25 protein-coding genes are annotated in these 25,780 nt (G+C 72.7%); 12 read left to right on the top strand and 13 right to left on the bottom strand.

The genetic code is table 11. The features are described 5' to 3' along the window. Positions 1-37 precede the first annotated feature (37 nt). Positions 38-325: a YiaA/YiaB family inner membrane protein gene (locus ACBJ59_RS06105; protein WP_375109184.1), complete on the top strand. Its 288-nt coding sequence runs from the start codon at positions 38-40 to the stop codon at positions 323-325. Here ACBJ59_RS06105 and thiI read toward each other — a convergent pair. From thiI to macS, 3 genes are all read right to left on the bottom strand, one after another. Beyond that, positions 322-1,518, bottom strand: a complete 1,197-nt coding sequence (thiI, locus tag ACBJ59_RS06100) for a tRNA uracil 4-sulfurtransferase ThiI (protein WP_375109183.1) — start codon at positions 1,516-1,518, stop codon at positions 322-324. The two genes, ACBJ59_RS06105 and thiI, sit on opposite strands and share 4 nt — an antisense overlap. A 62-nt stretch (positions 1,519-1,580) precedes the next feature. Then, positions 1,581-2,234, bottom strand: a complete 654-nt coding sequence (locus tag ACBJ59_RS06095; protein ID WP_375109182.1) for a response regulator — start codon at positions 2,232-2,234, stop codon at positions 1,581-1,583. A 201-nt stretch (positions 2,235-2,435) separates the two neighbouring features. Next, entirely contained in the window at positions 2,436-3,581 is a 1,146-nt protein-coding gene (macS, locus tag ACBJ59_RS06090; protein WP_375109181.1) for a MacS family sensor histidine kinase, read from the bottom strand. 112 nt (positions 3,582-3,693) lie between these two features. Between macS and ACBJ59_RS06085 the strand changes: the two genes are divergently transcribed. Together ACBJ59_RS06085 and ACBJ59_RS06080 are read left to right on the top strand one after the other, a co-directional pair. Beyond that, complete coding sequence (locus ACBJ59_RS06085; protein ID WP_375109180.1) at positions 3,694-4,545, top strand: MHYT domain-containing protein; 852 nt, start codon at positions 3,694-3,696, stop codon at positions 4,543-4,545. A 120-nt stretch (positions 4,546-4,665) separates the two neighbouring features. Beyond that, a complete protein-coding gene (locus ACBJ59_RS06080) occupies positions 4,666-5,424 on the top strand; it encodes an MHYT domain-containing protein (RefSeq protein ID WP_375109179.1) in 759 nt (252 codons plus the stop codon). Between the two features lie 136 nt (positions 5,425-5,560). Here ACBJ59_RS06080 and ACBJ59_RS06075 read toward each other — a convergent pair whose 3' ends face one another. Then, positions 5,561-6,586, bottom strand: a complete 1,026-nt coding sequence (locus tag ACBJ59_RS06075) for a 6-phosphofructokinase (protein WP_375109178.1) — start codon at positions 6,584-6,586, stop codon at positions 5,561-5,563. A gap of 130 nt (positions 6,587-6,716) precedes the next feature. Between ACBJ59_RS06075 and ACBJ59_RS06070 the strand changes: the two genes are divergently transcribed. Beyond that, entirely contained in the window at positions 6,717-8,186 is a 1,470-nt protein-coding gene (locus tag ACBJ59_RS06070; RefSeq protein ID WP_375109177.1) for an FGGY family carbohydrate kinase, read from the top strand. On the opposite strand, the gene ACBJ59_RS06065 is transcribed toward ACBJ59_RS06070, so the two are convergent. Together ACBJ59_RS06065 and ACBJ59_RS06060 are read right to left on the bottom strand one after the other, a co-directional pair. Continuing rightward, positions 8,174-9,505, bottom strand: a complete 1,332-nt coding sequence (locus ACBJ59_RS06065) for a N,N-dimethylformamidase beta subunit family domain-containing protein (protein ID WP_375109176.1) — start codon at positions 9,503-9,505, stop codon at positions 8,174-8,176. The genes ACBJ59_RS06070 and ACBJ59_RS06065 overlap by 13 nt on opposite strands. Before the next feature lie 52 nt (positions 9,506-9,557). After that, positions 9,558-10,460, bottom strand: a complete 903-nt coding sequence (locus ACBJ59_RS06060; protein ID WP_375109175.1) for a lactonase family protein — start codon at positions 10,458-10,460, stop codon at positions 9,558-9,560. 94 nt (positions 10,461-10,554) lie between these two features. Between ACBJ59_RS06060 and ACBJ59_RS06055 the strand changes: the two genes are divergently transcribed. Beyond that, positions 10,555-11,403 carry a GNAT family N-acetyltransferase gene (locus ACBJ59_RS06055; protein ID WP_375109174.1) on the top strand — a complete coding sequence of 283 codons (849 nt, stop codon included), beginning with the start codon at positions 10,555-10,557 and terminating at the stop codon, positions 11,401-11,403. A gap of 12 nt (positions 11,404-11,415) precedes the next feature. Here the strand turns inward: ACBJ59_RS06055 and ACBJ59_RS06050 are convergent, their stop codons facing one another. Beyond that, positions 11,416-13,581 (bottom strand): MMPL family transporter, encoded by a 2,166-nt coding sequence (locus ACBJ59_RS06050; RefSeq protein WP_375109173.1) that lies wholly within the window; start codon positions 13,579-13,581, stop codon positions 11,416-11,418. 34 nt (positions 13,582-13,615) lie between these two features. Further along, the gene (locus ACBJ59_RS06045) at positions 13,616-14,422 is read right to left on the bottom strand and encodes an SDR family NAD(P)-dependent oxidoreductase (protein WP_375109172.1); all 807 of its coding nucleotides are present in this window, start codon (positions 14,420-14,422) and stop codon (positions 13,616-13,618) included. Positions 14,423-14,512: 90 nt separating this feature from the next. Here ACBJ59_RS06045 and ACBJ59_RS06040 point away from each other — a divergent pair, with 90 nt between their 5' ends. Then, positions 14,513-15,106 carry a TetR/AcrR family transcriptional regulator gene (locus tag ACBJ59_RS06040; protein WP_375109171.1) on the top strand — a complete coding sequence of 198 codons (594 nt, stop codon included), beginning with the start codon at positions 14,513-14,515 and terminating at the stop codon, positions 15,104-15,106. A gap of 95 nt (positions 15,107-15,201) precedes the next feature. Here the strand turns inward: ACBJ59_RS06040 and ACBJ59_RS06035 are convergent, their stop codons facing one another. Together ACBJ59_RS06035 and ACBJ59_RS06030 are read right to left on the bottom strand one after the other, a co-directional pair. Continuing rightward, positions 15,202-16,224 (bottom strand): alkaline phosphatase PhoX, encoded by a 1,023-nt coding sequence (locus ACBJ59_RS06035; protein ID WP_375109170.1) that lies wholly within the window; start codon positions 16,222-16,224, stop codon positions 15,202-15,204. A 398-nt stretch (positions 16,225-16,622) separates the two neighbouring features. Beyond that, positions 16,623-17,090, bottom strand: coding sequence for a Dps family protein (locus ACBJ59_RS06030; RefSeq protein ID WP_375109169.1), 468 nt, complete (start codon positions 17,088-17,090; stop codon positions 16,623-16,625). Between the two features lie 116 nt (positions 17,091-17,206). On the opposite strand from ACBJ59_RS06030, the gene ACBJ59_RS06025 reads away from it, so the two are divergent. Both ACBJ59_RS06025 and ACBJ59_RS06020 read left to right on the top strand, forming a co-directional pair. Continuing rightward, positions 17,207-18,337 carry a MerR family transcriptional regulator gene (locus ACBJ59_RS06025; protein WP_375109168.1) on the top strand — a complete coding sequence of 377 codons (1,131 nt, stop codon included), beginning with the start codon at positions 17,207-17,209 and terminating at the stop codon, positions 18,335-18,337. After that, positions 18,334-20,841: a VIT domain-containing protein gene (locus tag ACBJ59_RS06020; RefSeq protein WP_375109167.1), complete on the top strand. Its 2,508-nt coding sequence runs from the start codon at positions 18,334-18,336 to the stop codon at positions 20,839-20,841. The genes ACBJ59_RS06025 and ACBJ59_RS06020 overlap by 4 nt, the downstream gene beginning before the upstream one ends. 73 nt (positions 20,842-20,914) lie before the next feature. Here ACBJ59_RS06020 and ACBJ59_RS06015 read toward each other — a convergent pair whose 3' ends face one another. Next, positions 20,915-21,178, bottom strand: coding sequence for a YciI family protein (locus tag ACBJ59_RS06015; protein ID WP_375109166.1), 264 nt, complete (start codon positions 21,176-21,178; stop codon positions 20,915-20,917). Positions 21,179-21,250: 72 nt separating this feature from the next. Between ACBJ59_RS06015 and ACBJ59_RS06010 the strand changes: the two genes are divergently transcribed. The 3 genes from ACBJ59_RS06010 (at position 21,251) to mmuM (ending at position 23,824) form a co-directional block, all read left to right on the top strand. After that, the gene (locus ACBJ59_RS06010; RefSeq protein WP_375109165.1) at positions 21,251-22,021 is read left to right on the top strand and encodes a Crp/Fnr family transcriptional regulator; all 771 of its coding nucleotides are present in this window, start codon (positions 21,251-21,253) and stop codon (positions 22,019-22,021) included. Positions 22,022-22,130: 109 nt separating this feature from the next. Continuing rightward, positions 22,131-22,961, top strand: a complete 831-nt coding sequence (otsB, locus tag ACBJ59_RS06005; RefSeq protein ID WP_375109164.1) for a trehalose-phosphatase — start codon at positions 22,131-22,133, stop codon at positions 22,959-22,961. Next, complete coding sequence (mmuM, locus tag ACBJ59_RS06000) at positions 22,958-23,824, top strand: homocysteine S-methyltransferase (protein WP_375109163.1); 867 nt, start codon at positions 22,958-22,960, stop codon at positions 23,822-23,824. The genes otsB and mmuM overlap by 4 nt, the downstream gene beginning before the upstream one ends. 111 nt (positions 23,825-23,935) lie before the next feature. On the opposite strand, the gene ACBJ59_RS05995 is transcribed toward mmuM, so the two are convergent. Beyond that, positions 23,936-24,361 carry a DoxX family protein gene (locus tag ACBJ59_RS05995; RefSeq protein WP_375109162.1) on the bottom strand — a complete coding sequence of 142 codons (426 nt, stop codon included), beginning with the start codon at positions 24,359-24,361 and terminating at the stop codon, positions 23,936-23,938. 83 nt (positions 24,362-24,444) lie between these two features. Between ACBJ59_RS05995 and ACBJ59_RS05990 the strand changes: the two genes are divergently transcribed. Beyond that, positions 24,445-24,906, top strand: a complete 462-nt coding sequence (locus ACBJ59_RS05990; protein ID WP_375109161.1) for a MarR family winged helix-turn-helix transcriptional regulator — start codon at positions 24,445-24,447, stop codon at positions 24,904-24,906. Positions 24,907-24,949: 43 nt separating this feature from the next. Here the strand turns inward: ACBJ59_RS05990 and ACBJ59_RS05985 are convergent, their stop codons facing one another. Next, complete coding sequence (locus ACBJ59_RS05985) at positions 24,950-25,657, bottom strand: lysophospholipid acyltransferase family protein (RefSeq protein ID WP_364135978.1); 708 nt, start codon at positions 25,655-25,657, stop codon at positions 24,950-24,952. Positions 25,658-25,780 lie beyond the last annotated feature (123 nt).

Below are 25,780 nucleotides of genomic sequence, written 5' to 3'. Positions count from 1 at the left end.
CATGTGCCGGGCCTCGCATCGGCAGCACGATGGCCACATGACGAAGCCCATCCAACCCACCCAGACCACCGCGTTCTACGTACAGGCGATCCTGTCGTTCGCCATCTCGCTGACCTCCGTGGTGCTCGCCCTGATCTACCTCCCCACCGAGGGGTGGATCAGGGCGTTCCTCGGGCTCGGCCTGCTGTACGTCGTCACCTCCACGGTCACCCTGTGCAAGGTCGTCCGCGACCGGCAGGAGCTCTCGGAGGTCAGCACCCGCGTCGACCAGGCCAGGCTGGACAAGCTGCTGGCCGAGCACGACCCCTTCAAGGTCGACGCCTAGAGGGTGTACTCCTGGATCGAGTCGGCGAGCTGCACACACAGCTCCTCCGCGTCGAGCCGCTTCTCGATCTGCTTCAGGTCCTCGATCTTGGCCCGGGTCTCGGCACGCTTGGGAGCCAGCAGCGAGCAGCAGTCCTCGTCGGGCAGCTCCGAGATCTCCAGCGTGCCGATGCGCCGGGCCTCGGCCATGATCTCGGTCTTGTCCCAGCCCACCAGGGGCCGCAGGATCGGCAGCTCGACGGCGTTGTCCTGGGCGGTGATGTTGGCCAGCGTCTGCGAGGACACCTGGCCGAGCGCGTCACCGGTGATCAGCGCCGAGGAGCGGATGCGGTGGGCGACCTCCTCGGCCGTCTTGAGCATGAGCCGCCGCTGCGCGATCACGGCCAGCCGGTCCTGCCCCGAGGTGCGGATCGACTGCTGCGCCTTGCCGAACGGCACCACCCACAGCCGCGACCGGCCCTGGAACCTGTCGAGCTTCCTGACCAGCGCGTACGCCTTGTAGATCGACTCGGACGTGGTGAACGGGATGCCGGAGAAGTGCAGGAAGTCGACGTGCAGCCCGCGCCGCATCATCCGGTATGCCGCCACCGGCGAGTCGATGCCGCCCGACATGAGCACCAGCGCCCGGCCGCTGCTGCCGACCGGCAGGCCGCCCTGGCCGGGGATGCCGCCGGTGAAGACGAACACCTCGTCCCTGTCGACCTCGATGAACACCGTCAGCTCGGGGTTCTTCAGATCGACCGGCAGGCCGTACTCGTCGTTGATCGCGCCGCCCACGAGCCGGTCGAGCTCGTTGGAGCGCAGGGGGAAGCGCTTGTCGCGGCGGCGGGAGCGGACCGCGAAGCGGGCGCCCCGCTTGGCCTCCTCACTCTCGCCGACCAGCTCCAGCCCGGCCTTCAGCACGGCGTCGGGGTCCTTGGCGACCCGCCACGCCCGGTGGATCCAGACCAGCCCCGGCACGTCGGCGACCCGCTGTGCCACGGCGTCGGCCTGCTCGGCGGTGCCGCCCTGGGGCAGGAAGATCGCGATCACGCCGTGCCGCTTGCGCACGTCGACCTTGATGTCGAGGCTCTGGAGCGCGTCGCGGATGTTGCTGATCAGGCGGCGTTCGAACAGCTCGCGGTTCTTGCCCTTGAGGACGATCTCGCCCAGCTTGAGCAGAACGCACGGCTCGCCCAGGGCGGACATCGTCATGGTGGAACCTCCGGGATGATGGGGAAAGGCGGCGTTGTTGGAAACGTCGCGACCCATCGAGTTTAGTCCGCGTCGAGCCCCCGCTCGATCGCATATCGCACCAGCTCCACCCGGTTGTGCAACTGGAGCTTGCCGAGCGTGTTCTGAACGTGGTTCTGCACCGTGCGGTGGGAGAGCACCAGCCGCTCGGCGATCTGCTTGTACGACAGCCCCTTGGCGACCAGCCTGAGCACCTCGGTCTCGCGCTCGGTCAGCCGCGGCCCCCGCTCTCCCGGCCCGCCGGGCTCCGGCTGCGCGGCCAGCCTGCGGTATTCGCCGAGCACCAGCCCGGCCAGGCCCGGGGTGAACACGGCGTCGCCGTCGGCGGTGCGGCGGACCGCGTCGAGGAACTCCTCCCGGCCGGCCGACTTCACCAGGTAGCCGGACGCGCCCGCCTTGACGGCCTGGAGCACGTCGTCCTGCTCGGCGCTGGCCGACAGCACCAGCACCCGGGGCGGCGGCTCCATCCCCGCCAGCCGGGCGGCGACCTCGGGGCCGGATATGTCAGGCAGCCGCAGATCCAGCACGACGACGTCCGGCAGCACCGCCGCGGCCACCCGCACCGCCTGCCGCCCTTCGCCCACGGCGGCGACGACCTCGTAACCGGCCTCCGCGAGGTCCCGGGCGACCCCGTCGCGCCACATGGGATGGTCGTCCACCACCATGACCCGCACCATGCCGCAACTCTAACGCCGCCCCGGCCCCCTGACCCGTGGTGCGCGTCCCCGATCAGACCAGGGCGGAGCCGCCCTACGCGCCCGCGTTCGGGCGAACGCGAGCAGGAGGCGACCGGGCCGCCGGCGCGGACAGCCGTGGGCCGGTCAGGCAAGCACCCGGCCACCCGAGGTAGCGGCGCCGGCGAACAGGGGGACGGCGGGTCAGGCGGGCAGGGTGATCTCGACCTCGGTGCCCTGGCCGGGGGTGCTCACGATGGATACCGTGCCGCCCAGCTCGCTCACCCGGCCGCGGATCGAGCGGGTCACCCCCATGCGCCCGGCCGCGGCCGCGGCCTCCAGGCGGCCCGGTGGGATGCCGGGGCCGTCGTCCCGGACGGTGACCGTCACCGTGCCGTCGGCCGACTCCGCCAGGACCCAGGCCCGTGCCCCCGCCCCGCAGTGGGCGCGCACGTTGTCCAGGGCCGCCCCCACCGCGGCCGCCGCGCCCTGGGCCGTCTCCGTGGGCAGGACGAGCGGCGTGGCCGGGGTCGCGACCGTCACCTCCCGGGAGCCGTCCGGGGAAGCGTACGGGGAGCCGTAGCGGGTGAGGAGGGTGCGCAGGTCGGTGGTGCCCCGGGGCGGCGGCGGACCGGCCGCGACGAGGTCGCGCAGCGCGGCCTCCTGCTCCCCCGCCAGGCGCCCCAGCTCGGCCGCCTCGCCGCCGATCTGCCGCCCGCGCCGCTGGACCAGCGCCAGAACCTGCAGGACCGAGTCGTGGAGGTCACGGGCCAGGCGCTCCCGCTCGCGCTGGGCGGCCTCCATCTCGGCGGCGCGCTGCTCCCTCTCGGCCGCGCGCTGCATGCGCTCCTCGGCCCGCCGGGCCAGCTGCGCCACGTGGCCGACCACGACTCCTGACAGGAACAGCAACACCGCGCCGTTGACGAGGATCGGCACCTCATCGGTACGCAGCCGCAACCACAGGTCCCCGGCCGCCACGACGGCCGCCGCCAGGGCCCCGGCGCGCCGCCCCCCGTGCACGGCCCAGGCGAGCACGGGCCCGGCCACCCAGGTCGCGGGCACGGGCATGGTGCCGGCCGCGCCCTGCTGGGCGCCCTCCACGTACGGGCTGGCCAGCAGGCAGGCCATCGTCACGAGCAGGTCGAGCGCCAGCAGCGGCCACCGGCGCAGCGCCTCGGCGGAGTAGGCGAACGTCGCCCCCGCCGTCCACAGCGCCATCACCCCGATGACCAGCCAGCCCAGCACCGGCTGCTCGTAGCCGCCGTGCTGGGCCATGAGCACGGCCGCGTACAGCAGCGACGCGGCGCGGAAGACCGCGATCGCGCGCCAGAACGGCCCCTCGATAGCCATGAGACCTTCTCATGTTTCCGACATGACACGTTGACAGATAGTTGCGATATCCATGCGAAAGGGACAACCGGGATGGCACAATCCGACAACCCCTAATGCAAGGAACCGATAGATGACCTCCGCCGTGAATCATTTCACCTACGGATTGCTCACGCCGTTGCTCGCATACGTGATGTCCTGCATCGGCTCGATGCTCGGGCTGCGGCTCACCGCGCAGGCGCACGCCTCGCGCGGCGGCGCCCGCGTGCGCTGGTTGCTGGGCGCGGCCATCTCGATCGGCGGCACGGGCATCTGGGTCATGCACTTCATCGCGATGATGGGCTTCGAGGTGGAGGGGACCCAGATCAAGTACGACGTCTGGCTCACCGTGGCCTCCGCGGTGGTGGCCATCGTGGTGGTCGGCACCGGCCTGTTCCTGGTCTCGTACGGCGGCGGCCGGGCCCTGTCGCTGCTCGGCGGCGGCCTGCTCACCGGGCTCGGCGTGGCCTCCATGCACTACCTCGGCATGTACGCGATGAACATGTCGGCCCACGTCTCCTACGACCGCGTCACCGTGGCGCTCTCCGTGGGCATCGCCGTGGTGGCCGCGACGGTGGCGCTGTGGTTCACGCTGCGGGTCAAGCGGCCCATCTGGATCACCGGCGCCGCCCTGGTCATGGGCGTGGCCGTGGCCGGCATGCACTACACCGGCATGTACGCCATGCACGTCACGGTCGACGCCGAGTCCGGCGTGGTCGCCGGCGCCGACGCGCTCGACTTCCTCGTCCCCCTCATGACCGTGATCAGCCTCATCACCCTGACCATGCTCCTGATGGTCATCCTGTCCCCCTCGGAGGAGGAACTCCACGAGGACGCGGAACTCGTGGCCAAGCTCGAACTGCGCCGTCGCACCACCCAGCAGCAACAACTCCGGTACCCCACGCCAATTCCGCGCCAACAGCCGATGCAGGCTCGCCGAAGGTAGTTGCGAAGGTTACGACTCCCTGTTCATACTCCCTTATCGGTGCGTAAGGGATGTGGGTGGGGCATGTCGCCGATCGATCATTTTTCTTTTGGGCTCTTGACGCCGTTATTCGCGTACATCATGTCCAGCGTGGGGTCCATGCTCGGGCTGCTGCTGACGTCGCGAGCACGGCTCATGGGCGGCCGTGAGGCCAAGTTCTGGCTCGTCGGCGCGGCTTTCGCGATCGGCGGCACGGGCATCTGGACGATGCACTTCATCGCCATGCTCGGCTTCTCCGTGTCGGGCTCGGTGATCCGGTACGACGTGCCGCTCACCGTGGCCTCGGCGCTCATCGCGGTCGCCGTGGTGGGGATGGGGCTGTTCCTCGCCGCGTACGGCGGTGAACGGCTGGGATACCTGCTCGGCGGCGGCGTCCTGACCGGCTGCGGCGTGGCGAGCATGCACTATCTCGGCATGGCCGCGATGAACATGTCCGGCCACGTCTCCTACGACCCGGTGGTCGTCACGCTGTCCGTGCTGATCGCGGTCGCGGCGGCCACGGTGGCGCTCTGGTTCACGCTGCGGGTCAGCGGCGCGCTCAGGATCGGCGGCGCGGCGCTGCTGATGGGCGTGGCGGTCTCGGGGATGCACTACACCGGGATGTACTCGATGTCGGTCGCGACGCACTCCGAGGCGGTGCCGGTGCCCGGCGCCAAGGCCATCGACTTCCTGCTGCCCCTCATCGTCGGCATCAGCTTGATCACGGTGGGGCTGCTGCTCACCGTCATCCTGTCGCCGTCGGAGAAGGAGCTGCGCAGCGAGGCGGAGTTCAGGGAGCGGCTGCGCGACCGCGACGAGGGCGCGCCGGAGGTGGATCTCTTCGGCACGCCCCGCGGTTGAGCTATGTACCAGGGGTACGGCTTGCGACGCGTAGTGGGCCGCCGACTCGCTGCGGCGCAAGCCGTACCCTGAGGGGGTTGTAGCGGTAACCCCGCTGCCCAGAAAGTACGGCCGCCCGCTTGCAAGCCGCTTTCAGTCAGCCGAAGAACACCTCGGCCTCGGAGTAACGCGACTCCGGCACGGTCTTCAGCTCGGCCGTGGCCTCGTCGAGCCCCACGCGCACGATGTCGGTGCCGCGCAGCGCGACCATCTTGCCGTAGTCGCCCTCGTGGATCGCGTCGATGGCCTGGAGCCCGAACCTGGTGGCCAGCACCCGGTCGTAGGAGGTCGGGGTGCCGCCGCGCTGGATGTGGCCGAGCACCGTGGTGCGGGCCTCCTTGCCGGTGCGCTTCTCGATCTCCTTGGCCAGCACCTCGCCGATGCCGCCCAGCCGTACGTGGCCGAACGCGTCGAGCTCGCCGGCCTGCAGCTCCATCTGGCCCTCGATCGGGTGCGCGCCCTCGGCGACCACGATGATCGGCGAGTAGCGCGTGCGGAAGCGCGACTCGACGTATTCGCAGACCCGGTCGATGTCGAACGGCTTCTCCGGGATGAGGATGACGTTGGCGCCGCCCGCCATGCCCGCGTGCAGGGCGATCCAGCCCGCGTGCCGGCCCATGACCTCGCAGATGAGCGCCCGGTGGTGGGACTCGGCGGTGGTGTGCAGGCGGTCGATGGCCTCGGTCGCGATGTTGACCGCGGTGTCGAAGCCGAAGGTGTAGTCGGTGCCCGACAGGTCGTTGTCAATGGTCTTGGGCACGCCCACGACGTTGACGCTGCGGTCGTAGAGCTGCTTGGCGACGCCCAGTGTGTCCTCACCGCCGATGGCGATCAGGGCGTCCACGCCGGTCGCCGACAGGTTCTCCCTGATCCGGTCGACCCCGCCCTCGATCTTGATGGGGTTGGTGCGGGACGAGCCCAGGATGGTCCCGCCGCGCGGCAGGATGCCCCGCACGGCCTGGATGTCGAGCGGCATCGTGTCGCCTTCGAGGGGGCCGCGCCAACCATCACGGAAGCCGACGAACTCATGACCGTAGACGCTCACCCCCTTACGCACCACTGCCCTGATCACGGCGTTGAGTCCGGGGCAATCGCCGCCGCCGGTCAGCACTCCAATACGCATGGCGGGTTCCTCCCGATGGGGGTCACGAACCAGTCCTTGATGACAGACTCGCATTGTGCCCGCCCTCACAGGCAGTGGTCTAGACCAAACGCCAGGCTTCGAAACTAAACCCTTACAGGGAGGAAATTTCGTGACTGTGTTGGCCATCGATGCCGGGACAACTGGGGTGACGGCGCTCGTTGTCTCGGAAAACGGGCAGATCGCGTCGAAGGGATACGAGGAATTCGCCCAGCACTTTCCCGAGCCGGGCCGGGTCGAGCACAATCCCGAGGACATCTGGCAGGCCACGCTGTCGGCCTGCGCCTCCGCCCTGCGCGGCACGGACACCACACCCACCTGCGTGGGCATCACCAACCAGCGCGAGACGGCGGTGCTGTGGGACCGGCGCACGCTGGCCGCGCCGCGCCGCGCCATCGTCTGGCAGGACCGCCGCACCGCCGCCATCTGCGGGCGGCTGCGCGAGGCGGGGCACGAGCCGCGCGTGTCGGAGCTGACCGGGCTGCGCCTCGACCCCTACTTCACCGCCACCAAGCTCACCTGGCTGGCCGAGCACGACCCGGGGACGTGGGCGGGCGTCGAGTCCGGAAATGTGGCCGTGGGGACGGTGGACTCGTACCTGATCGCCAGGCTGACGGCGGGCGCGCGGTACGTGACCGACCCGTCCAACGCCTCCCGCACGCTTCTGTACGGCCTGTCGTCCGGCGCCTGGGAGCCGGAGCTGTGCGAGCTGTTCGGGGTGCCCGAGGAGGCGCTGCCGGAGATCGTGCCCAACTACGGCCCGCTGGGGCGTACCGACCCGGCGGCCTTCCTCGGGCTGGAGCTGCCGATCACCGGAGTGGCGGGCGACCAGCAGGCGGCGCTGTTCGGGCAGACGTGCTTCGACGTGGGCGACGTGAAGTGCACCTACGGCACGGGCTCGTTCGTGCTGGCCAACCTCGGCGGGGAGATCGTCCGGTCGGACTCCGGGCTGCTGACCACCGTGGCCTGGCAGACGCCGTCCGGCGAGCGCACGTTCGCGCTGGAGGGGTCGATCTTCGTGACCGGGGCGGCGGTGCAGTGGCTGCGCGACGGGCTGGGGCTGATCGGCACGGCGCCGGAGTCGGAGGCCGTGGCGCGTACGGTGCCCGACAGCGGCGGGGTGGTGTTCGTGCCCGCGCTGACCGGGCTGGGGGCGCCGCACTGGGATCCCCGGGCGCGCGGGCTGATCACCGGCCTCACGCGCGGCACGACGCGGGCGCACCTGGTCAGGGCCACGCTGGAGGCGATCGCGTTCGAGGTGCGCGACGTGGTGGAGTCGATGACCGGCGGGTCGGTGCCGATGCTCAAGGCCGACGGCGGGGCCAGCGCCAACGACCTGCTCATGCAGTTCCAGGCCGACCAACTCGGCGCGGCGGTGGAGCGGCCGGCGATCCAGGAGACGACGGCGCTGGGCGCGGCGTTCCTGGCCGGGCTGGGCGCGGGCGTGTGGGCGTCGCGGGCCGAGCTGCGCAAGACGTGGCAGCTCGGCCGGCGCTTCGAGCCGGGCGAGCGCGACGACGCGGCGTACGAGCGCTGGCGGGCGGCCGTCCGGCTGGCCGTCGAGGGCGCTCACGGCTCCTGAACCGGCCCCTTCGCGAACCGGGTGAGCAGGTTGATCGTGGCGCGGCGGGTGAAGGCGGCGGCGGGCTCGGTGACCCCGTGGCCGCACCGCCTGCCGCGCAGCGCGCACACCCAGCGCATGGTGCCGGAGGCGAACACCCCGGCCCCGCTCGGCGCGACGTAATAGGTGCTGTGGGCGACGCTCGACCGGCCGCCGCACGAGAACGGCGACTCGGCCAGCACCTTGACGTTGTCCGGCGAGCCGCGCGACACGCGGTCGGTCTCCACGCCGACCATCCCGGGGAAGCGCCGCCCCTCGGTCCCGGCGAAGATCCAGTGGCCCGGCCGGCTCACCCGGTAGACGCCCTCCGCCGGGAAGCAGTCGTACATCTGACCCACCAGCGTGCTCTCCGGCTCCGACTCGCGCCACAGGTCGCAGACGCGCTCCTTGTCGCAGACGACCTTCCTGCCGTTCATGGCGATGCGCCAGTAGACGGCGTTGGCGCCGAGGAAGGCGAGGTTGGTGCCGTGGTCCCTGGCCTGGGTGACGACCTTGCGCATGCCGGGCGACCAGTACTCGTCGTGGCCGAGCGACACCACCGCCCGGGCGCCGTCCAGCGCGCCGGGCCGCAGGTCGAGGTTGGTCAGGTAGGCCAGCGGGACGCCGCTCTGCTCGGCCACCGCCAGGGCCTCCTTCTCGAAGTCGAGGAAGAGGCGGGCGCCGGTCCCGTCGTACGGGCGATCGAAGGTGACCGCGCGGGAGCGGCCGGCGAACCCGCCGGGGCCCTGGTAGAGGCTGCGGCCGCCCCACAGGTTGTACGCCTGCCAGGTGGTGACCGCGTTCACGATCACCACGCGGCCGGCGGTGGAGGCCGAGCGCACGGTGATCGGGACGTAGCGCTGGGCCCCGGTCGAGGCGTCGAGCCTGACGAGGTACGCGCCCTCGGGCCAGCCGGCCGTGTCCACGGTCAGCGACGGGGTCCAGTGGGCGGCGGTGACCGTGCCGTCCTGGACCCTCATCGGCGCCTGCCGCACCCCCTGGACCTGCGCGGACTCCCACACCCTGGCCGGGTTCGCGCCCATGCGGAAGGCGCGCGCGGAGAAGCGCGGGGCGGTCGTCGAGACGTGCAGCCGGAACCGCTCGCCCGGCAGGACGCTCACCCGGTCGGCGTAGCCCTCGATCTCGTGCTCGGCGCCCTGCCGGGTGATCCGCCAGGACTCCTGCACGTCCGCCTCGGGTGCGTGGGCCCGCGCGACGGGTGCGGTCACCGGGGGCGTGACGGGAGGCGGTCCGCCGCAGGCGGAGGCCAGCAGGACGAGAACGAGAAGGATCTTGCGCACGTGCCCATGGTCATGACCGGACTGCCCTGTGGGCCGTGACTTGGCGAACTCCTTACATGATCAGCACACAGGCCGGACTCTCCACCTCGTACGCCTCGCCGGCCGGCTCGGGGGCGCCGTCGCGCAGCGCGAGGACGGTCACGTCGTTCGAGTGCTGGTTGGCCACGTACATGCGCTCGCCGTCGACGGCGAAGTGCCTGGGCCAGTGGCCGCCGGAGGGCACCTCGGCCACCGGCGACAGGTCGGCGGCGCGCAGCACCGAGATCGTGTCGGGGCCGCGGTTGGCGACGTAGACGAAGTCGCCCTCGACCTGAAGGTGGGAGGGGTCGTTCGGGCCCTCGTGGCCGGAGGCGGGGACGACCGTGCGGCGCTCGCCCTCGATCAGGGTGACGGTGCCGTCGAGCTCGCCCGCCACGTAGAGGCGGCCGCCGGAGAAGGCGAAGTGGCGCGGGCCGGTGCCCGGGCTCATCCGGATCGGCTCCAGCGGGGTGCCGTCGAGGCGGTAGCGGCGGATCTCGTCGGTGCCGAGGTCGGAGACGTGCAGCAGGCCGTCGTGGAAGACGGCCTGGTGGGCGTGCGGGCCCTCCTGGCGCTCGGCGTTCGGGCCCGAGCCCTCGTGGCGCAGCACGATCGGCTCGCCAGCGAACGCGCCCCGCTCGTCGATCCGCTGGAGGAGGGCCGTGCCGTCGCCGTAGTTGGCCGCCGCGAGCAGGGTGCCCCCGGGGTCGACGGCGACGTGGCAGGGGCTGTGGCCCTCGCTGGGCCGCTCGTCCAGCGGGGCCAGCTCCGCCCCCACCTCGTACGCGGTGAGCCAGCCGCGTTCGAGCTCGCCCGCCGCGTACAGCACCGGGAGGGTGGGGTGGGCGGCCAGGAACGAGGGCGCCGCCACCCTGGTGAGGCCGCCGCCGATCGTGACGATGCCGGGGCCGTATCCGCCTATGCGCACGTGCTTCACAGCGGGGATCCTCCTATGGTTGACTATGGCAATGAGTTCGTTGACAGAAGCAAGGGTTTCTGAGGTCCGAGCCTTCAACCGGTTCTATACGAAGGTGATCGGCGCGCTCCAGGCGGGGATGCTCGATTCGCCGTACTCGCTGACCGAGGTGAGGGTGCTGTTCGAGCTGGCGCAGGCCGAGCGGATGGAGACCGGCGAGCTGCGCGGGCTGCTCGACCTGGACGCGGGCTACCTCAGCCGGATCCTGGCGCGCTTCGAGGGCGACGGGCTGATCGGCCGCGAGCGCTCCGCCTCCGACGCGCGCAAGCAGCTGGTGCGGCTCACCCCGGAGGGGGCCGAGGTCTTCGCCGGGCTCGACCGGCGCTCCGCCGAGGAGATCGGGCGGCTGCTGTCCGGGCTGCCGGAGGCGGACCAGGAGCGGCTGGTCACCGGCATGGCGACGATCAGGGCGCTGCTCGGCCCGGCGCGGGAGCGCGAGCCGTACGTGATCAGGCCCCCGCGCACGGGTGACCTGGGCTGGGTCGTCTACCGGCACGGCGTGCTCTACAGCGAGGAGTACGGCTGGGGCACGGAGTTCGAGCAGCTCGTCTCCAGGATCGTCGGCGAGCTGGACTTCTCGCGCGACGCCGGGTGGATCGCCGAGGTCGGCGGGGAGCGGGCCGGCTGCGTGTTCTGCGTGCGGCAGGACGACACCACGGCCAAGCTGCGGATGCTGCTGGTCGAGCCGTCCGCCCGGGGCCTGGGCATCGGGCGGCGGCTCGTGGACGAGTGCCTGCGGCACGCGCGCGCCGAGGGCTACAAGCGGATCACGCTGTGGACCCGCGACAGCCTGGTGAGCGCGCGGCGCATCTACCAGGCGGCCGAGTTCGAGCTGGAGTCGGAGGAGACGGGGACGGAGAACGGCGTCGAGGTCAAGGAGCAGGTGTGGTCGCGCGACCTCTGAGCCCGCCGCCGGTCACCGGCCCCTGGGCCACCAGTTGAGCGGGCCCGCCAGGCGCATCAGGCTCGGCACCAGCACCGCCCTGATCACCGTCGCGTCCACCAGCACGGCCACCGCCATGCCGATGCCCAGCATCTGCACGAACGCCACCTGCGCCGTGGCGTAGGCGGCGAACGTGAGCGCCAGGATCCCCCCGGCCGCGGTGATCAGCGGCGCCCCCCGCTGCAGCCCCGTGGCCACGGCCTGCTCCGTGTCGCCGGTCCGGTCGTACTCCTCCTTGATGCGGGAGAGCAGGAAGACCTCGTAGTCCATCGACAGGCCGTAGGCGACGCAGAGCATCAGGATCGGGATGCTCGGGTCGAGCGTGCCCGTGGGAGTGAAGCCGAGCAGGCCCGACAGGTTGCCGTCCTGGAAGATCCAGACGATGGCGCCGAACATGACGCCGAGGCTGAGGACGTTCAGGAGGGTCGCCTTGATCGGGATGATCAGGCTCCTGGTCATGAGGAACAGGACCACGAACGTCACCCCGAGCATGAGCGCCAGCACCAGCGGCAGCCGGTCCACGACGGAGGAGCGGTAGTCGGACAGCTCGGCCGGGTAGCCGCCGACCAGGACCTCGAAGGGGGGCTCGACCGCGCGTACGGCCTCGACCAGGCGTACGGGGTCGTCCGCCAGGGCCGCGGCCGACGGGACCACGGACAGCCAGGTGCCCTCGCCCCGGAACCTGCCGGTGTCCCCGTCGCCGACGCGGGCGCCCCCGGCGTACGAGCCGGCCGGCGAGTCCACCTGGGCGACGCCGGGCAGGCGGGACAGGGCCGTGGCGTACTGCCGGACGTCTCCCCCCGCCCCCGTGGAGACGAGCTGGATGGCGTCCGTCTCCTCGGCCGGGAAGGTCTGGCGGATGACCTCCTGGGTCTGCCGGGACGACGCCTCCGGGGGCAGGATGCGGTCGTCGGCCACGCCGAAGCGCAGGCCGAGGAAGGGCGAGGCGAGCACCAGCAGCAGGGCGGTGGCCAGCCCGCCGTACACCAGCGGGCGGCGCATCACCCGGGTGGCCAGGCCGTGCCAGAACCCGTCGGCGCGCTCGGGCCCGGCCCGCTTCGGCAGCCCCTTCGGCAACATTGTGCCGCCGATCGTGGCGAGCACGGCCGGCAGCACGATGACCGCCGCGACCAGGCCGCCCGCGACGACCGCGATGCCGGCGTAGGCGAACGAGCGCAGGAAGTCGAACGGCAGCACGAACAGCACCGCCAGGGACGAGGCCACGGTCAGGCCGCTGAACAGCACGGTCCTGCCCGCGTGCTCGACCGCCCCGGCGACCGCCGCCGCCCTGTCGGCGCCGTCGCGCGTCTCCTCGCGGAAGCGCTGGACGACGAACAGGCAGTAGTCGATGCCGAGGCCGAGGCCCATGGCCAGGGTCAGGTTGAGGGCGAAGGTGGAGATGTCGGCGAACGGCAGGACGCCGCTGAGCAGCGCGAGACCGACCACCATGGCGTACACCCCGGCCAGGATCGGCACCAGGGCCGCCATGGCGCGCCGCTGGTAGAGCCAGAGCAGCGCGAACGCCAGCGGGAAGATGACCAGCTCGGCCCGGACGAAGTCCTGCCGGGCCAGCGGGACGGTCTCGCGGAACACCTCCTCCCCTCCTCCGGCCCGCACCTGGAGCAGGTCCGTGCCCTTGGTGATCTCGGGGACGAGCCTGGGGAGCACCCGGGCGCGCACGTGGTCGGCGTCGCCCGGGATGCGCACCACGACGAGGGCGTGCCTGCCGTCCTCGCTGCGCAGGGTGGCGGGCTTGCCGCGGGTCCAGTAGGAGGCCGACTCGGCCACGCCCTCCTCGCGGCCGACGCGCGCGGTCAGGTCCCTGCCCGCCGCCTCCACCGCGGGGTCGTCCACGGTGCCGCTCCTGGCCGTCACCAGGAAGATCATGTCGGGGCTGCCCGTGTCGAACCGCTCGATCAGCTCGGCCTGCGCCCGGTCGGACTCCGAGCCCGGCGCCTCGAACCTGGCCAGCGACAGCCCCGACACCGCCCCCGCGGCCAGCACCCCGGTGCCGATCAGCAGGGCCAGGGCCAGGGAGAGGACGAGCCTGCGGCGGCGTACGAGGAGGAATCCGAGCCTGCGCAGCGGCGGCCCGCCGGTGGCCGCGCGGGCCGGGCGGGGACGCGTGTTCACCGCCATGCCGGCACCGCCCTCGCGCGCGCCGTCCCGGCGGTCATCGTTCGAGCCCCAGGGTCTCGCCGACCAGGCGCTCGAAGTCCTCCTGGGACGTCCGGCGGTGCAGGTCGTACAGGAACTCGGCGTCCTTGCCCACCAGCCGGTGGTAGGCCGCCTCGGGGGCCTCGACGGCCGCGGCGACGGCGTCGGCCACCTCCTGCGGGTCGCCCCGGCCGGCCAGGGAGCGGTCGAACGCCGACCAGAACCGGTCGTGGGCCGCGCGGTCGCGGTGGTCCTCGGTGAACGCCTCGGCCCAGCGGGCGCGGGCGCGGATGGAGGTGCCGTAGTTGCCGGGGGCGATCACGACGACGTGCAGCCCGTACGGGGCGAGCTCGAAGCGGAGCGCGGCCGACAGCGACTCCAGGGCGGCCTTGGCCGCCGAGTAGGCGCCCTCGAAGGGCACGCCGACCGAGCCGGCGATGGACGAGACGTTGACGATCACGCCGCCCGGCCTCATGCGGGGCGCGAGGGCGCGGATCAGGCGGACGGGGCCGAGGACGTTCACCTCGAACTGTGCGCGCAGCTCCTCGTCGGACAGGGTGACGACGGGGCCGCGCAGGATGTATCCGGCGTTGTTGACCAGCGCGTCGAGCTCGACAGGGGCGCCTGCGAAGGGTTCTGTGACGTCCAGCCGCCGCACCTCGAGGGGCAGGCCCTCGTCCGCGGCGGAGCGGCGCAGGCGCTCGGCGCCCTCCGACCGGGGGTCGCGGACGGTGGCGAGCACGCGGTCGCCCCTCCTGGCCAGCGTGAGCGCCGTCAGCAGGCCGAACCCGCTGCCGCACCCCGTTACGAGCACGGTTCTCATGGGGTCTCCCGGAAAGTCGGTAAACTACTCGTGTTTGCTTCCGGAACCAGAAATACAAGTAAATGCTCGTATTTGTCAACGAGGAGACCCATGGCTGAACGCACGGTCCGTCGGCAGGCGCGCGGCCTGAAGCGCATGGCCGAGATCCTCGACGCCGCCGAGCTGGTGATCGCCGAGGTCGGCTACCCGGACCTGACCACGAACCAGGTCGCCGCGCGGGCGGGGGTGTCGCCGGGGTCGCTGTACCAGTTCTTCAGGAACAAGGAGGAGATCCTGGACGGGCTCGTGGCCCGCTACACCGTCGACCGGCAGGAGTTCTGGGCCGCCCGGCTGGCCGCGGTCACGCCGGAGATCCCGCTGGAGGCGCTGGTGGGGCAGCTCGTGGACGAGAGCGTCAAGTTCAAGAGCGAGTCGCCGGCGTACTGGTCGCTGCTGTACGGGACGGCGACCGGCGACCAGTTCGCCGCGGCCTCGCAGCGGCTGCACGAGGACATCGCGCGGCAGCTCGCGGCCATGCTGCGGCGCCGCGCCCCCGAGCTGCCGGAGGAGCGCGCCCAGCTCATGGGGACCATGGGGCTGGCCATGGTGAAGGCGGTGATGCCGATGATCACCTCATCGCCGCCGGAGCGGTCGGCCGAGCTGGTGGACGAGCTCAAGCACATGCTGGTCCGCTACCTGGCCTGAGCCGCGGGGTCAGGCGTTCACGCGGGCCAGGTAGGTGCGTTCGCGCCGGTCAGGTAGGTGCGTTCACGCGAGCCAGGTAGGTGCGTTCACGTGGGTCAGGTGCGGAAGGGGCCCGCCACCTCGAACGTGTGGCCCTCCGTGCGGCCGCGCCGGGCCGAGAAGTAGAGGCGCCGGCCGTCCGGCGAGAACGCCAGCCCGGTCAGCTCGGCCCCGTCGTGGCCCTCGAGCCGCAGGAACGGGGTCACCGCCCGGTCCGGCGCGATGACGTCGATCTCCGGGCGCTCCCTGGCGACGTAGAGGTCGCCGGAGGGGGCGGCGGTGATGGCGCGCACGCCCTCGCAGAGGCGGTCGAGCGTCGAGGTCTGCGCGTCGTACGCCCACAGGCCGGTGTCGCCCTTGGTCGTGAAGTAGCACACCCCGCCGGCGTAGTGGCAGCCGTCGCCGCCGTCGAAGTGGCGGGCGCCCTCGACCTGGTGGCGGGCCTCCTTGAGCAGGGCGGCCGGCGAGGGCACCGCCTGCCAGTGGCCCGAGGCGCACAGCACCTCCAGCGTGCCCTCCGTCAGGTCGCCCCAGTCGCCCGGCCGGAATCGGTAGAAGCAGCCGTCGGGCTCGTCCTCGGTCATGTAGATCACCCGCCGCTCCGGGTCGCACGCGGCGGCCTCGTGCTTGAAGCGGCCCATGGACAGGCGGGGGCGCGCGGCGCGCGCGCCGTAGGGGTCGCACTCGAAGACGCGGCCCCGGTGGCCGAGCTCGCACGACAGCCAGGTGTGCCACGGCGTGGCCCCGCCCGCGCAGTTGAGGTCGGTGCCCGACAGGATGCGATAGGCGTCGCCGATGCTGCCGTCGGCCCGGAAGCGCAGCGCCGAGGCCCCGCCGAGCAGCGGGAGCTCGGAGTTGGACACGTAGATCCAGCCGGCGCCGTCGGGGAAGCAGGCGCCGCCGTCGGGCGCCGCGTGCCAGGTCAGGCCGGCCACCTTGTGGCCGGAACGGGCCACCACCCTGCCGGTGAACCCGTGGGGCAGCGCCAGCCCGCCCGGCCCGGGCAGGGCGAGCGGTCCATACGGGCTTACCCCGCCAGGCAAGAGCGGGCCCGTGCGGAGGAGAGTCTTGTGGGACATCGTGGGGCCTCCCTCTAGGTGCCACGCTAGTCGACCGCACCGACATGAATGGCAGGGACTCGCGACATCAAACTCTGCGCAAACCCCGGCGCCGCTCCGCCCGACCCTCCGCGGGCGGTGACGTTCCGTACGCCTGGCGGACGCACGCCAAGCGGCGACCGCCCACCCCGTGACGTTGCGTGACGGCGAAACCGCTTTCCCGGGCGGCGAGGAGACGTCCGGGACCGGGACATCTGCCTGCGGAACCGGGTCCCGGTGACAGCACCGTGGCGGAGCCGGGCACGTCCGGTCCGGCTGCGGGTGCCTGCCGCGGCACGCCGGATCCACAAGCGATGATCACCTCTTGCCTCGGCGCATGCGAAAGCCCGGGCCGTACGCCCGGGCTCTCCGCAGATCTGTCAGCGCTGGGCCTGGAACATCCAGTGCTGCTTGTCGATGTCCTGCGCCACCGCGATCAGCAGGTCCTGGCTGACGGGGTCGGGCTCGTCGGTGGCCTGGATGCGCTCGTACATGCGCTTGCTGATGCCGCCCAGGATGTCGGTGAAGGTCGCCACGACCTTGCCGTCCTCGATCCAGCCGCCCTCCGGCTGCGGGAGCTTGGTGGAGCGGGAGATCGTCGCGGAGCGGCCGTCCGGGTTGATCCCGAGGGCGACGGCGCGCTCGGCGATGGTGTCCATGTGCGTTCTGGCCAGCTCGGTCACCTCGTCGAGCTGGAGGTGGATCGGGCGGAAGTGGGAGCCGATGAGGTTCCAGTGGGCCTGCTTGGCGACCAGTGAGAGATCTATGAGGTCGACCAGGGCGCCCTGGAGAGCTTCAGCGACGGTGTTCCTGGCTTCGCCTGAGATGGGACCGGTGATCGTAGCCATGTCGTCATTCCTCCCCGACGGTCGGACTTTACACATTTAGAACGAAATCGGGCGCGTAGTTCTTCCGATCACCGGCGTCGTTGACAGTGTAATAGTGACAGTGTCATTGTGAGGGTATGAGCGAGACCTGGACGATCGGCGAGCTGGCCGAGCACGCGGGGCGCCTGCTGCGCGACGGCGCGCCGCCCCCTGCCAACGGCCGGGTCCGGGACGTGCCCGGGGAGCGGCTGATCCGGTGGTACACGACCATCGGGCTGGTGGACCCGCCGCTGACCCGGCGCGGCCGGATCGCGCGGTACGGGCGGCGGCACCTGCTGCAGCTGGTGGCCGTGAAGCGGTTGCAGGCGGCCGGCCGGTCGATCGCCGAGATCCAGGCGATGCTGGCCGGGGCGACGGACCGGATGCTGGAGACGGCGGCCCGGGTGGAGGGCACGCCGGTGCCGGACGCGGGCCAGGCGGGCGGTGCTGCCGGTGGACGTGCCGGTGGCGGTGGGCCGGGGTCGCGGGCGGGCTCGTTCGACGGGGAGACGGCGCGCGGGCGGTTCTGGGCCGAGCGGCCGGGTGCCGAGACCGCGCGCGCCCACGGAGCGGCACCGGACAACGTCCCGCCGAAGCCTGGAGCGGGCCGTGCTGAGGACGCCGGCGTGGCGCCCGGCCATCCGGCGGCTGCGGGCAACGGCAACACCCCCGGACCGGGGCCCGCAGCCGGTCGCCCGCAAGGCACACCCGCTGGACCGGAGCCCGCGGCGGACCACGCGCGAAACACACCCGCTGAGCCGCAGCCTCTGGCGGGAGATCCGAGAGGCGCAACCGCTGGGGCGCCGCCCGCGGCGGGCCACGGGAGGGGCGTGACCGCGCTGCCCGGCCGTCCGGCCGGACCCGGGGGCGCGTCCGACGAGAGTGCCGGGGCGGGCCCGCGCGGCGCGCATGCCGTGCGCGGTCGGCCGGCCGACGCGGGGCTCGGCACGGGTGTCGCGCCTGCCCGAGCGGGGGGCGGCGACACCGGTGGAGCCGGCGGGCCGACTCATTCCGGGGAAGCCGGCCGTGTAGCTGCCACTTCCGCGAAGTCGGGGGCCGGACATGGCGGTGTGGCGTCGCGGGCGAGCGTGGTCAGCGGGGTCAGGCTGGGAGACGGGGTGCGGCTGGTGCTGGACGCGGGCCGGGTTCCGTCCGAGGAGGACGTACAGGCGGTGCTGGCGGCGGCGGGGCCGTTGCTCGCGGTGCTCGAAGAGAGGGAGCTGACATGAAGATCACTTCGCTGGAGCCCGCACGGTGCCTGCCGGTGCCGGACGCCGGGATCGGCGCGCTGCTGACCGAACGCGGCAACCTGCCGCTGGAGAGCGTGGACGTGACCGCGGACATCTCCGGGCTCGTCGCCGGGGTCGAGGTCACGCAGGGGTTCAGGAACCCGTTCGACGTCACGCTGGAGGCCACGTACGTCTTCCCGCTGCCCGACCGGGCGGCCGTGACGGGGTTCCGGATGGAGGCCGACGACCGGGTGATCGAAGGCGTGCTGAAGGAGCGCGGGCAGGCCAGGGCGGACTACGACCAGGCGCTGCGCGAGGGCAGGCGGGCGGCGATCGCCGAGGAGGACCGGCCGGACGTGTTCACGATCAGGGTGGGGAACATCCTGCCCGGCGAGCGCGTCTCGGTCCGGCTGACCATGAGCCAGCCGCTGCCGTACGAGGACGGCGCGGCCACGTTCAGGTTCCCGCTGGTCGTGGCCCCGCGCTACATCCCCGGCAGCCCGGTCGACGGGCGGCCGGCCGGTGACGGCACGGCGCCCGACACCGACGCCGTCCCCGACGCCTCCCGGATCAGCCCGCCCGTCCTGCTGCCGGGCTTCCCCAACCCGGTGCGGCTCTCGCTGGCCGCCACCGTGGACGCCGCCGGTCTGGAGTTGCGCGAGCTGGCCTCCAGCCTGCACGTGGTGGAAGACGGTCATGAGGGACCCCCCAACGGACAGGCCCGCACCGTACGCCTGCGCCCCGGCGAGCGCCTCGACCGGGACTTCGTGCTGCGGCTGTCGTTCGACGCCTCCACGTCGTTGCAGCTCGACGGCCGGGGGACGTTCGCGCTCACCGTGCTGCCTCCGCCGCTGCAGGCCACCCGGGCTCCGCGCGACCTGGTGCTGCTGCTCGATCGTTCCGGCAGCATGAGCGGCTGGAAGATGGTCTGCGCCCGGCGGGCGGCGGCGCGCATCGTGGACACGCTGACGCCGCAGGACCGGTTCGCGGTGCTGGCCTTCGACTCGGTGGTGGAGCAGGCGTTCGAGGGGCTGGTGGAGGCCTCCGACCGCAACCGCTACCGGGCGGTCGAGCACCTGGCCCGGGTGGACGCCCGGGGCGGCACCGAGCTGCTCGAACCGCTGCGCCAGGCCATCGCCCTGCTGGGCGGCCAGGCCGGGCGGGAACGCGTCGTGGTGCTGGTCACCGACGGCCAGGTGGGCAACGAGGACCAGATCCTGGAGCAGGCGGGCGGCGCGCTGTCGGCCATGCGCGTGCACACGGTGGGCATCGACCGGGCCGTGAACGCCGGGTTCCTCGGCCGCCTGGCCGGGCTCGGCGCGGGCCGGTGCGAGCTGGTGGAGTCGGAGGACCGGCTCGACGCGGCCATGGAGCACATCCACCGCAGGATCGGCGCTCCCCTGGTCACCGACCTGTCGATCAAGGGTCTCGAGGTCGAGCCGGGCACGGTCACCCACCTCGGCTCGATCTTCCCGGGCGTGCCGCTGCGCGCGTACGGACGGCACCGCGAGGGCACCTCGGCCACCGTACGCGGGCTGGCGGAGGGGGCGCCGTGGGAGGAGCGGGTCGCCGGCGTGACGGTGGACAACCCGGCCATCCGCGCCGTCTGGGCCCGGGCCCACCTGCGGGAGCTGGAGGACCGGTACGCCATGGGCGAGCACGACCTGGAGACCCGGATCGTGCGTACGTCGCTCGAATACGGCGTGCTGTGCCGCTTCACCGCGTACGTGGCCATCGACACCAGGCAGGTCGCCGGCGAAGGGCCGGAGCACCGGGTCATCCAGCCGGTCGAGCCGCCGAGCGGCTGGGAGATGCCGCGGGCGGCGCCGATGGTGGGCGGCTTCGCGGCCAACGCGATGCTGGCCGCCGCCCCCATGAGCGTTTCCCGGATGTCCGGGCCCGGCCTCGACGTGGCGGACATGGAGCAGGGGTTCGTGGCCGGCGGGCCGCAGGCCGGCGGGTTCGGCGGGCCGGCGGGCCGGGGGCCGGGCGGGCCGGAGGCGGCCATGCCGAAGGGGCCGAAGCGTGCTCCGGCGGCGCCCGGTCGTGGGCGGTCCGGCATGTACGCGGGGCGGCCCACGCAGCGGCCGGAGTCGGTACGGCCGCAGCTGGTGGCCGAGCTCGACCGGCTGAGGGCTCTTCCGGTGCCGGATCCGGCGTACCTGGCGGATCTGGGCACGCGGCTGGCGGCGCTGGCGGCGTACCTCGGGGGGAACGAGGAGTTGGAGGCGCTGGCCCGGGAGCTGGAGGCGGCCGAGCGGCCGGGCGCGGCCGACGCCCGGGCGCTGCACGACCGCGCCGTCGAGGTGCTGACCGCGTTGGTCGGCGGCGGCTCACCGCCCCCGGGATCGGGATCGGGACCAATGCCGGGACCGGGGGCCGGGTCGGGACCGGGGGCGTTGCCGGGCTCCGGCGGCCCAGGGCCGATGCCGGGAGCGGGCTCCGGGCCGGGGGCCGGGACTTCCGGTGAGGGCCGGCGCGGCCCCTTCTGGAAGCGCGCCTGACCGGCTGGATCCCGCGTGCCGTTGCCGCGCGGGCGCGCCGCCTCCCCGGGGCGGCGCGCCCGCTCCGGGGAGGTCACATGATGGGCGTCCATTCCCGGAGCAGCACGATCTCGTAGCCGTTCACGGCCGTGTACGGGTCCTCCCGGAGGATCTGCCGGAGTTCGGCCTCGTCCGCCACCTCGTAGACGTGCAGCGCGCCGCTGTCGTCCGCCCAGGGCCCGGCGGTCACCAGGCGCCCCCGCTCCTGGAGCCGCCGCAGGTGTTCCCGGTGCGCGGGGCGGGCCGCGAGCCGCCGGGGGTCGCCGTCGAAGGCCAGTTGCAACACGTATCTCGCCATGCCCGCACGCTAGGGCCCGGCGGTCCCGGTGCTCAGCATCGCGGGGCACGGGGGTGGTGTATCAACGGATACATGGCGTACACACTGGCGGACCTGCCCATGTTCGAGGAGCTCGGGGAGGAGCGGCTGCGCGGGGCGGCGGCGGTGGCCCGGCTGCGGCGCTACGCGGCCGGGCAGGTGCTGTGCACCGAGGGGGATCCGGCCGATCACCTGATCGTGCTGCTGGCCGGGCGGGTGAAGGCGGGGAGGGTGAGCGCCGAGGGCAGGGAGGTGGTGCTCGCGGTGGAGGCCGCGCCGGTGGCGTTCGACAAGACGGCCCTCCTGGTGGACGGGCCGCACCGGGCCACGCGCACGGCCCTGACGGAGGTGGAGGTGGCCTACCTGCCGCGGGCCGCCGTGCTGGAGCTCGTGGACGCCGAGCCGTCGGTGGCGGCGCGGCTGCTGCGCACGCTGGCCGCCACGGTGCGGGACCTGGACGAGCGGCTGCTGGACGCGGCTGTGCGCGACGTGCCGTCGCGGGTGGCCGCCTGGCTGGTACGCCGCTGCGCCGCCGCCCGCGTACCGGACACGCCGCCGGACGGGCAGGTGGACGGGCCGCCGGGCGGGCACGCGGACGCCGGGCCGGTACCGCTGCACGGCGGGCACGCGGACGCCGGGCGGGTGCCGCTGCACGGCGGGCAGGCGGGGCTGGGGGCCGAGATCGGGGCGAGCAGGGTGAGCGTCAACCGTGCCCTTCGCCGGTTCGAGCGACGGGGGTTGATCGCGATCGGCTCCGGGGAGGTGGTGGTGCTGGACCGCCCGGCCCTCGCCCGCCTCGCCGCCGTTCCCGCGCCCTCCGCGTAGGCCCCATGCTCCCGTGATCGCCCAGCCCTCACGGGGTGCGCCGGGAGGCCGGTGCAATTACGTGCGGGTGTCTATCCGAGCCGGTCAGGCTGTTCTATCGTCACTGAGCATGGCGACCTCTCGCGCCCCTCTCCGCTTCGTCGAGGCGGTGTCCGCCACCGTCTCGGAGCACCGGAGGTCAGGTTTCTTCTTCGACTTCGACGGCACGATCGCCCCGATCATGCGAGATCCGGCCGCCGTGTTCCCGGTGGCCGGCGCGGTGGAGCGGTTGCGGGTGCTGGCGGGGCTCGTGAGCAGGGTCGCCGTCGTCTCGGCCCGGCCGGCCGCGTTCCTGTCCGACCGGTTCGCGGGCGCCCCCGAGGTGCGCGTGTTCGGCCTGTACGGCATGCAGACCGTCGTCGACGGCCGCGTACGCACCGACGCCGGCGCCCAGCCCTGGGCCCCCGTCATGGCCCGCCTGGTCGCCGACGCCGCCCGCGAGCTGCCCGGCGAGGTGCTGGTGGAGGACAAGGCGCTGCTGGTGGCGCTGCACTACCGGGCGGTCCCCGCGCTGCGCGGCGCGGTGGAGCGCTGGGCCTCCGACAAGGCGGCCGAGCTGGGACTGCGCGAGCAGTACGGGCGCATGGTCGTCGAGCTCAGGCCCCCGGTCGAGCTGGACAAGGGCACGGTCATCGAGCGCGAGACCGAGACGCTCACCCGCGCCTGGTACTTCGGCGACGACCTGTCCGACGGCCGGGCGTTCGACGCGCTGCGCGGCCGGGAGGAGCGGGACCCGGCGTTCCTGGGCGTCAGGGTAGCGGTGGCGAACGGGGAGACCGGCGACGAGCTGGCGCGCCGGGCGGACTTCACGGTCGAGTCCCCCGAGGACACGCCTGACCTGCTCGACCACGTCATCGGCGCGTTCCCGGGGCATCCGTCGGCTCGTACCCTGGATAAGTGACGACACTTGTCCTGGACGGAGGGCTGGCCACCCAGCTCGAGCGGCTCGGCGCCGATCTGCGCGACGACCTGTGGTCGGCGCGGCTGCTGCTGGCGGAGCCCGAGCTGATCCGCGCCGCCCACGCCGCCTTCTTCGCGGCGGGGGCCGACGTGGCCACCACCGCCAGCTATCAGGCCACGATCCCCGGCTTCGCGCGCCGCGGGCTGGACGTGGCCGAGGCCGAGCGGCTGATCCGGCTGTCGGTGGAGCTGGCCGGGCAGGCCCGGGACGAGGCCGGGCACGGGCTGGTGGCGGCCTCGGTGGGCCCGTACGGCGCCTACCTGGCCAACGGCGCCGAATACACCGGCGACTACGACCTCGACGAGGACGGCCTGTACGCCTGGCACCTGCCGCGCTGGGAGATCCTCGCCGCGGCCGGGGCCGACCTGCTGGCCTGCGAGACCCTCCCGTCCTACCCTGAGGCGCGGGCGCTGGCCCGGCTGCTGGCCGGCACGACCGGCGTGAAGGCGTGGGTGAGCTTCTCCTGCCGCGACGGCGAGCGGCTCAACGACGGCACGCCGATCCGCGAGGCCGCCGCCCTGTTCGCGGGGAACCCGAAGGTGGTGGCCGTCGGCGCGAACTGCACCGCGCCCCGCCACATCCCCGGGCTGATCTCGTGCCTGTCCGGCGGCCTGCCCGTGGTCGTCTACCCGAACTCGGGCGAGACGTGGGACGCCGCCGGCCGCCGCTGGCTGGGGCTGACCGATCCGGTGGAATACGGTCAGGCCGCCACGGAATGGCAGCGGGCGGGGGCGTCGCTGATCGGCGGCTGCTGCCGTACGACGCCCGAGCACATCAGGCAGATCCGCGCGCACCTGTCCTGAGCCACCGGCAGACCGGCAGGCGAACGGCCCCGCCGTGAGCACGGCGAGGCCGTTCGCAGAGGACCGCCGCGGGGTCCTCGATCGTCTGGACCGGCGGAACCGGGCGGCCGGTCAGGCGGTCGCGGGAACCGTGCCGCGCCGGCGGCCCAGCACGCGGTCGAGCGCGAGCGCGCCGCCGCCGGTGAACCCGACGGCCAGGCTGGCCGCGGCCAGCGCCAGGACGAACTCGTAGCCGCCCTCGCCGCTGAGGCCGTTGGCGCCGTGCACGAAGGCGATCGCGCCCAGCATGTCGAGGGCCAGCAGCGTGCCCACGATCGGCAGCGCCGCGCCCACGATCAGCGCCAGGCCGCCCACCACCTCAAGCGTGGCCACGGCCGGCGCGGCCACGCCGGCCAGCGGGATGCCGGCGGATTCGAAGAACTTGGTCGTGCCCGCGATCCCCATGGTCGCGAACTTCTGGTAGCCGTGCACCAGGAAGATCACCCCGATGGCGATCCTGGCGAGCAGCAGGACGACGGGACGCGCCTGGTCCACCATGCGGCCTCCTTGATTGTTGTTCAGATTTGAACGACAACTCTAGCAGTGAATGTTCAAATCTGAACGAGCCGTACACTGAGGCGGTGACGGACCCCCGATGGCTTGACGCGACGGAGATGGCGGCGTGGCGCGCCTTCCTGTCCACCTCCCACCTGCTCGAGCGGCGCATCGAGGAGCAGCTCAAGGCCGAGGCCGGGCTCACCCACCCGCAGTACGAGATCCTGGTGCGGCTCGCCGACACCCCGGGCCGCCAGATGCGCATGACCGAGCTGGCCAGGGGCGTGGTGGTGTCGAAGAGCGCGCTGACGTATCAGGTCGGCCAGCTCGAGAAGGCCGGCCTGGTGGAGCGCACGACGTGCCCGTCCGACGATCGCGGCGTGCTGGCGGTGCTCACGGAGGCGGGCCGGCGCTGCCTGGAGCGGGTGGCGCCGGGTCACCTGGAGGTCGTGCGGGCCTACCTGATCGACCGGCTCAGCCGCGAGGAGCTGCACGCGATGACGAGCGCCATGCGGAAGACGGAAGAGGCCTTACGGTCCTCCGTGTGAGCCGTCTCCGGCGGACGCACGGAGGTCACCCCCCAGGCCGCGGCTATCCCTTGGCCGCGGTGGCGCGTGCCGCGCGCTCCATCTCCACCCGGGCGCTGGCGGCGTATTTGTCGACGTATTCCTGCCCGGACAGCTCCATCAGCGCGTACATGATCTCGTCGGTCACCGCGCGCAGCACCAGCCGGTCGTCCTCCATCCCGTAGTAGCGGGAGAAGTCGAGCGGCTTGCCGAACTTCACGCCCGGCCGGATGCCGACCTTGGGCAGCGGGCGTCCCGGCGGCATCATCTCGTACGTGTTGACCATCGCCCACGGGATCACCGGCACCCGGGACTCCAGGGCGAGCCGGGCCACGCCGGTCTTGCCCTTGTAGAGGCGGCCGTCGGGCGAGCGGGTGCCCTCGGGGTAGATGCCCAGGATGTTGCCCTCGCGCAGGATGCGCAGCCCGGTGCGCAGGGCCGCCTCGCTCGCCTTGCCGCCCGAGCGGTCGATCGGCACGGTGCCGACCCCGCTGAAGAACAGCCGGGTGAAGAAGCCCTTGATGCCGCGCCCGGTGAAGTAGTCGGCCTTGCCCAGCGAGATCACCTTGCGGCGGATCTGCAGCGGGCCGAAGAAGTGATCGGCGAAGGACAGGTGGTTGCCGGCCAGGATCGCGGGGCCCTGCCTGGGCACGTTTTCCGCGCCCTCGGTCCACGGCCTGAACACGAGGTGGAGGAACGGCCCCAAGATGGCCTTGACCACCCAGTAGAACACCCTGGCACCTCTTCCCTGCGCCGCTTCGTCGGCGAGCATTGGCGAGCAACGTTGGCGAGCAGAGTCATCTTCCCATCTCGAAGGCCATGCTCCTACATCAGCTCTCGCACAAACACCCCGGAA

It is taken from the genome of Nonomuraea sp. MTCD27, assembly GCF_041950495.1.
GTDB lineage: Bacteria > Actinomycetota > Actinomycetes > Streptosporangiales > Streptosporangiaceae > Nonomuraea.
This window is presented reverse-complemented; position numbering and strand designations above follow the sequence as displayed.

Excerpts from the sequence above, each read along its gene's own strand:
- ACBJ59_RS06015 (WP_375109166.1), bottom strand. The coding sequence starts at position 21,178 with ATGGCGAGATACGTGTTGCAACTGGCCTTCGACGGCGACCCCCGGCGG.
- ACBJ59_RS06035 (WP_375109170.1), bottom strand. The coding sequence starts at position 16,224 with ATGTCCCACAAGACTCTCCTCCGCACGGGCCCGCTCTTGCCTGGCGGG.
- ACBJ59_RS06020 (WP_375109167.1), top strand. The coding sequence starts at position 18,334 with ATGAAGATCACTTCGCTGGAGCCCGCACGGTGCCTGCCGGTGCCGGAC.
- ACBJ59_RS06085 (WP_375109180.1), top strand. The coding sequence starts at position 3,694 with ATGACCTCCGCCGTGAATCATTTCACCTACGGATTGCTCACGCCGTTG.
- ACBJ59_RS06040 (WP_375109171.1), top strand. The coding sequence starts at position 14,513 with ATGGCTGAACGCACGGTCCGTCGGCAGGCGCGCGGCCTGAAGCGCATG.
- ACBJ59_RS06025 (WP_375109168.1), top strand. The coding sequence starts at position 17,207 with ATGAGCGAGACCTGGACGATCGGCGAGCTGGCCGAGCACGCGGGGCGC.
- otsB (WP_375109164.1), top strand. The coding sequence starts at position 22,131 with ATGGCGACCTCTCGCGCCCCTCTCCGCTTCGTCGAGGCGGTGTCCGCC.
- ACBJ59_RS06010 (WP_375109165.1), top strand. The coding sequence starts at position 21,251 with ATGGCGTACACACTGGCGGACCTGCCCATGTTCGAGGAGCTCGGGGAG.
- ACBJ59_RS06075 (WP_375109178.1), bottom strand. The coding sequence starts at position 6,586 with ATGCGTATTGGAGTGCTGACCGGCGGCGGCGATTGCCCCGGACTCAAC.
- ACBJ59_RS06050 (WP_375109173.1), bottom strand. The coding sequence starts at position 13,581 with ATGGCGGTGAACACGCGTCCCCGCCCGGCCCGCGCGGCCACCGGCGGG.
- thiI (WP_375109183.1), bottom strand. The coding sequence starts at position 1,518 with ATGACGATGTCCGCCCTGGGCGAGCCGTGCGTTCTGCTCAAGCTGGGC.
- ACBJ59_RS06045 (WP_375109172.1), bottom strand. The coding sequence starts at position 14,422 with ATGAGAACCGTGCTCGTAACGGGGTGCGGCAGCGGGTTCGGCCTGCTG.
- ACBJ59_RS06030 (WP_375109169.1), bottom strand. The coding sequence starts at position 17,090 with ATGGCTACGATCACCGGTCCCATCTCAGGCGAAGCCAGGAACACCGTC.
- ACBJ59_RS06095 (WP_375109182.1), bottom strand. The coding sequence starts at position 2,234 with ATGGTGCGGGTCATGGTGGTGGACGACCATCCCATGTGGCGCGACGGG.
- ACBJ59_RS06080 (WP_375109179.1), top strand. The coding sequence starts at position 4,666 with ATGTCCAGCGTGGGGTCCATGCTCGGGCTGCTGCTGACGTCGCGAGCA.
- macS (WP_375109181.1), bottom strand. The coding sequence starts at position 3,581 with ATGGCTATCGAGGGGCCGTTCTGGCGCGCGATCGCGGTCTTCCGCGCC.
- ACBJ59_RS06105 (WP_375109184.1), top strand. The coding sequence starts at position 38 with ATGACGAAGCCCATCCAACCCACCCAGACCACCGCGTTCTACGTACAG.
- ACBJ59_RS05995 (WP_375109162.1), bottom strand. The coding sequence starts at position 24,361 with ATGGTGGACCAGGCGCGTCCCGTCGTCCTGCTGCTCGCCAGGATCGCC.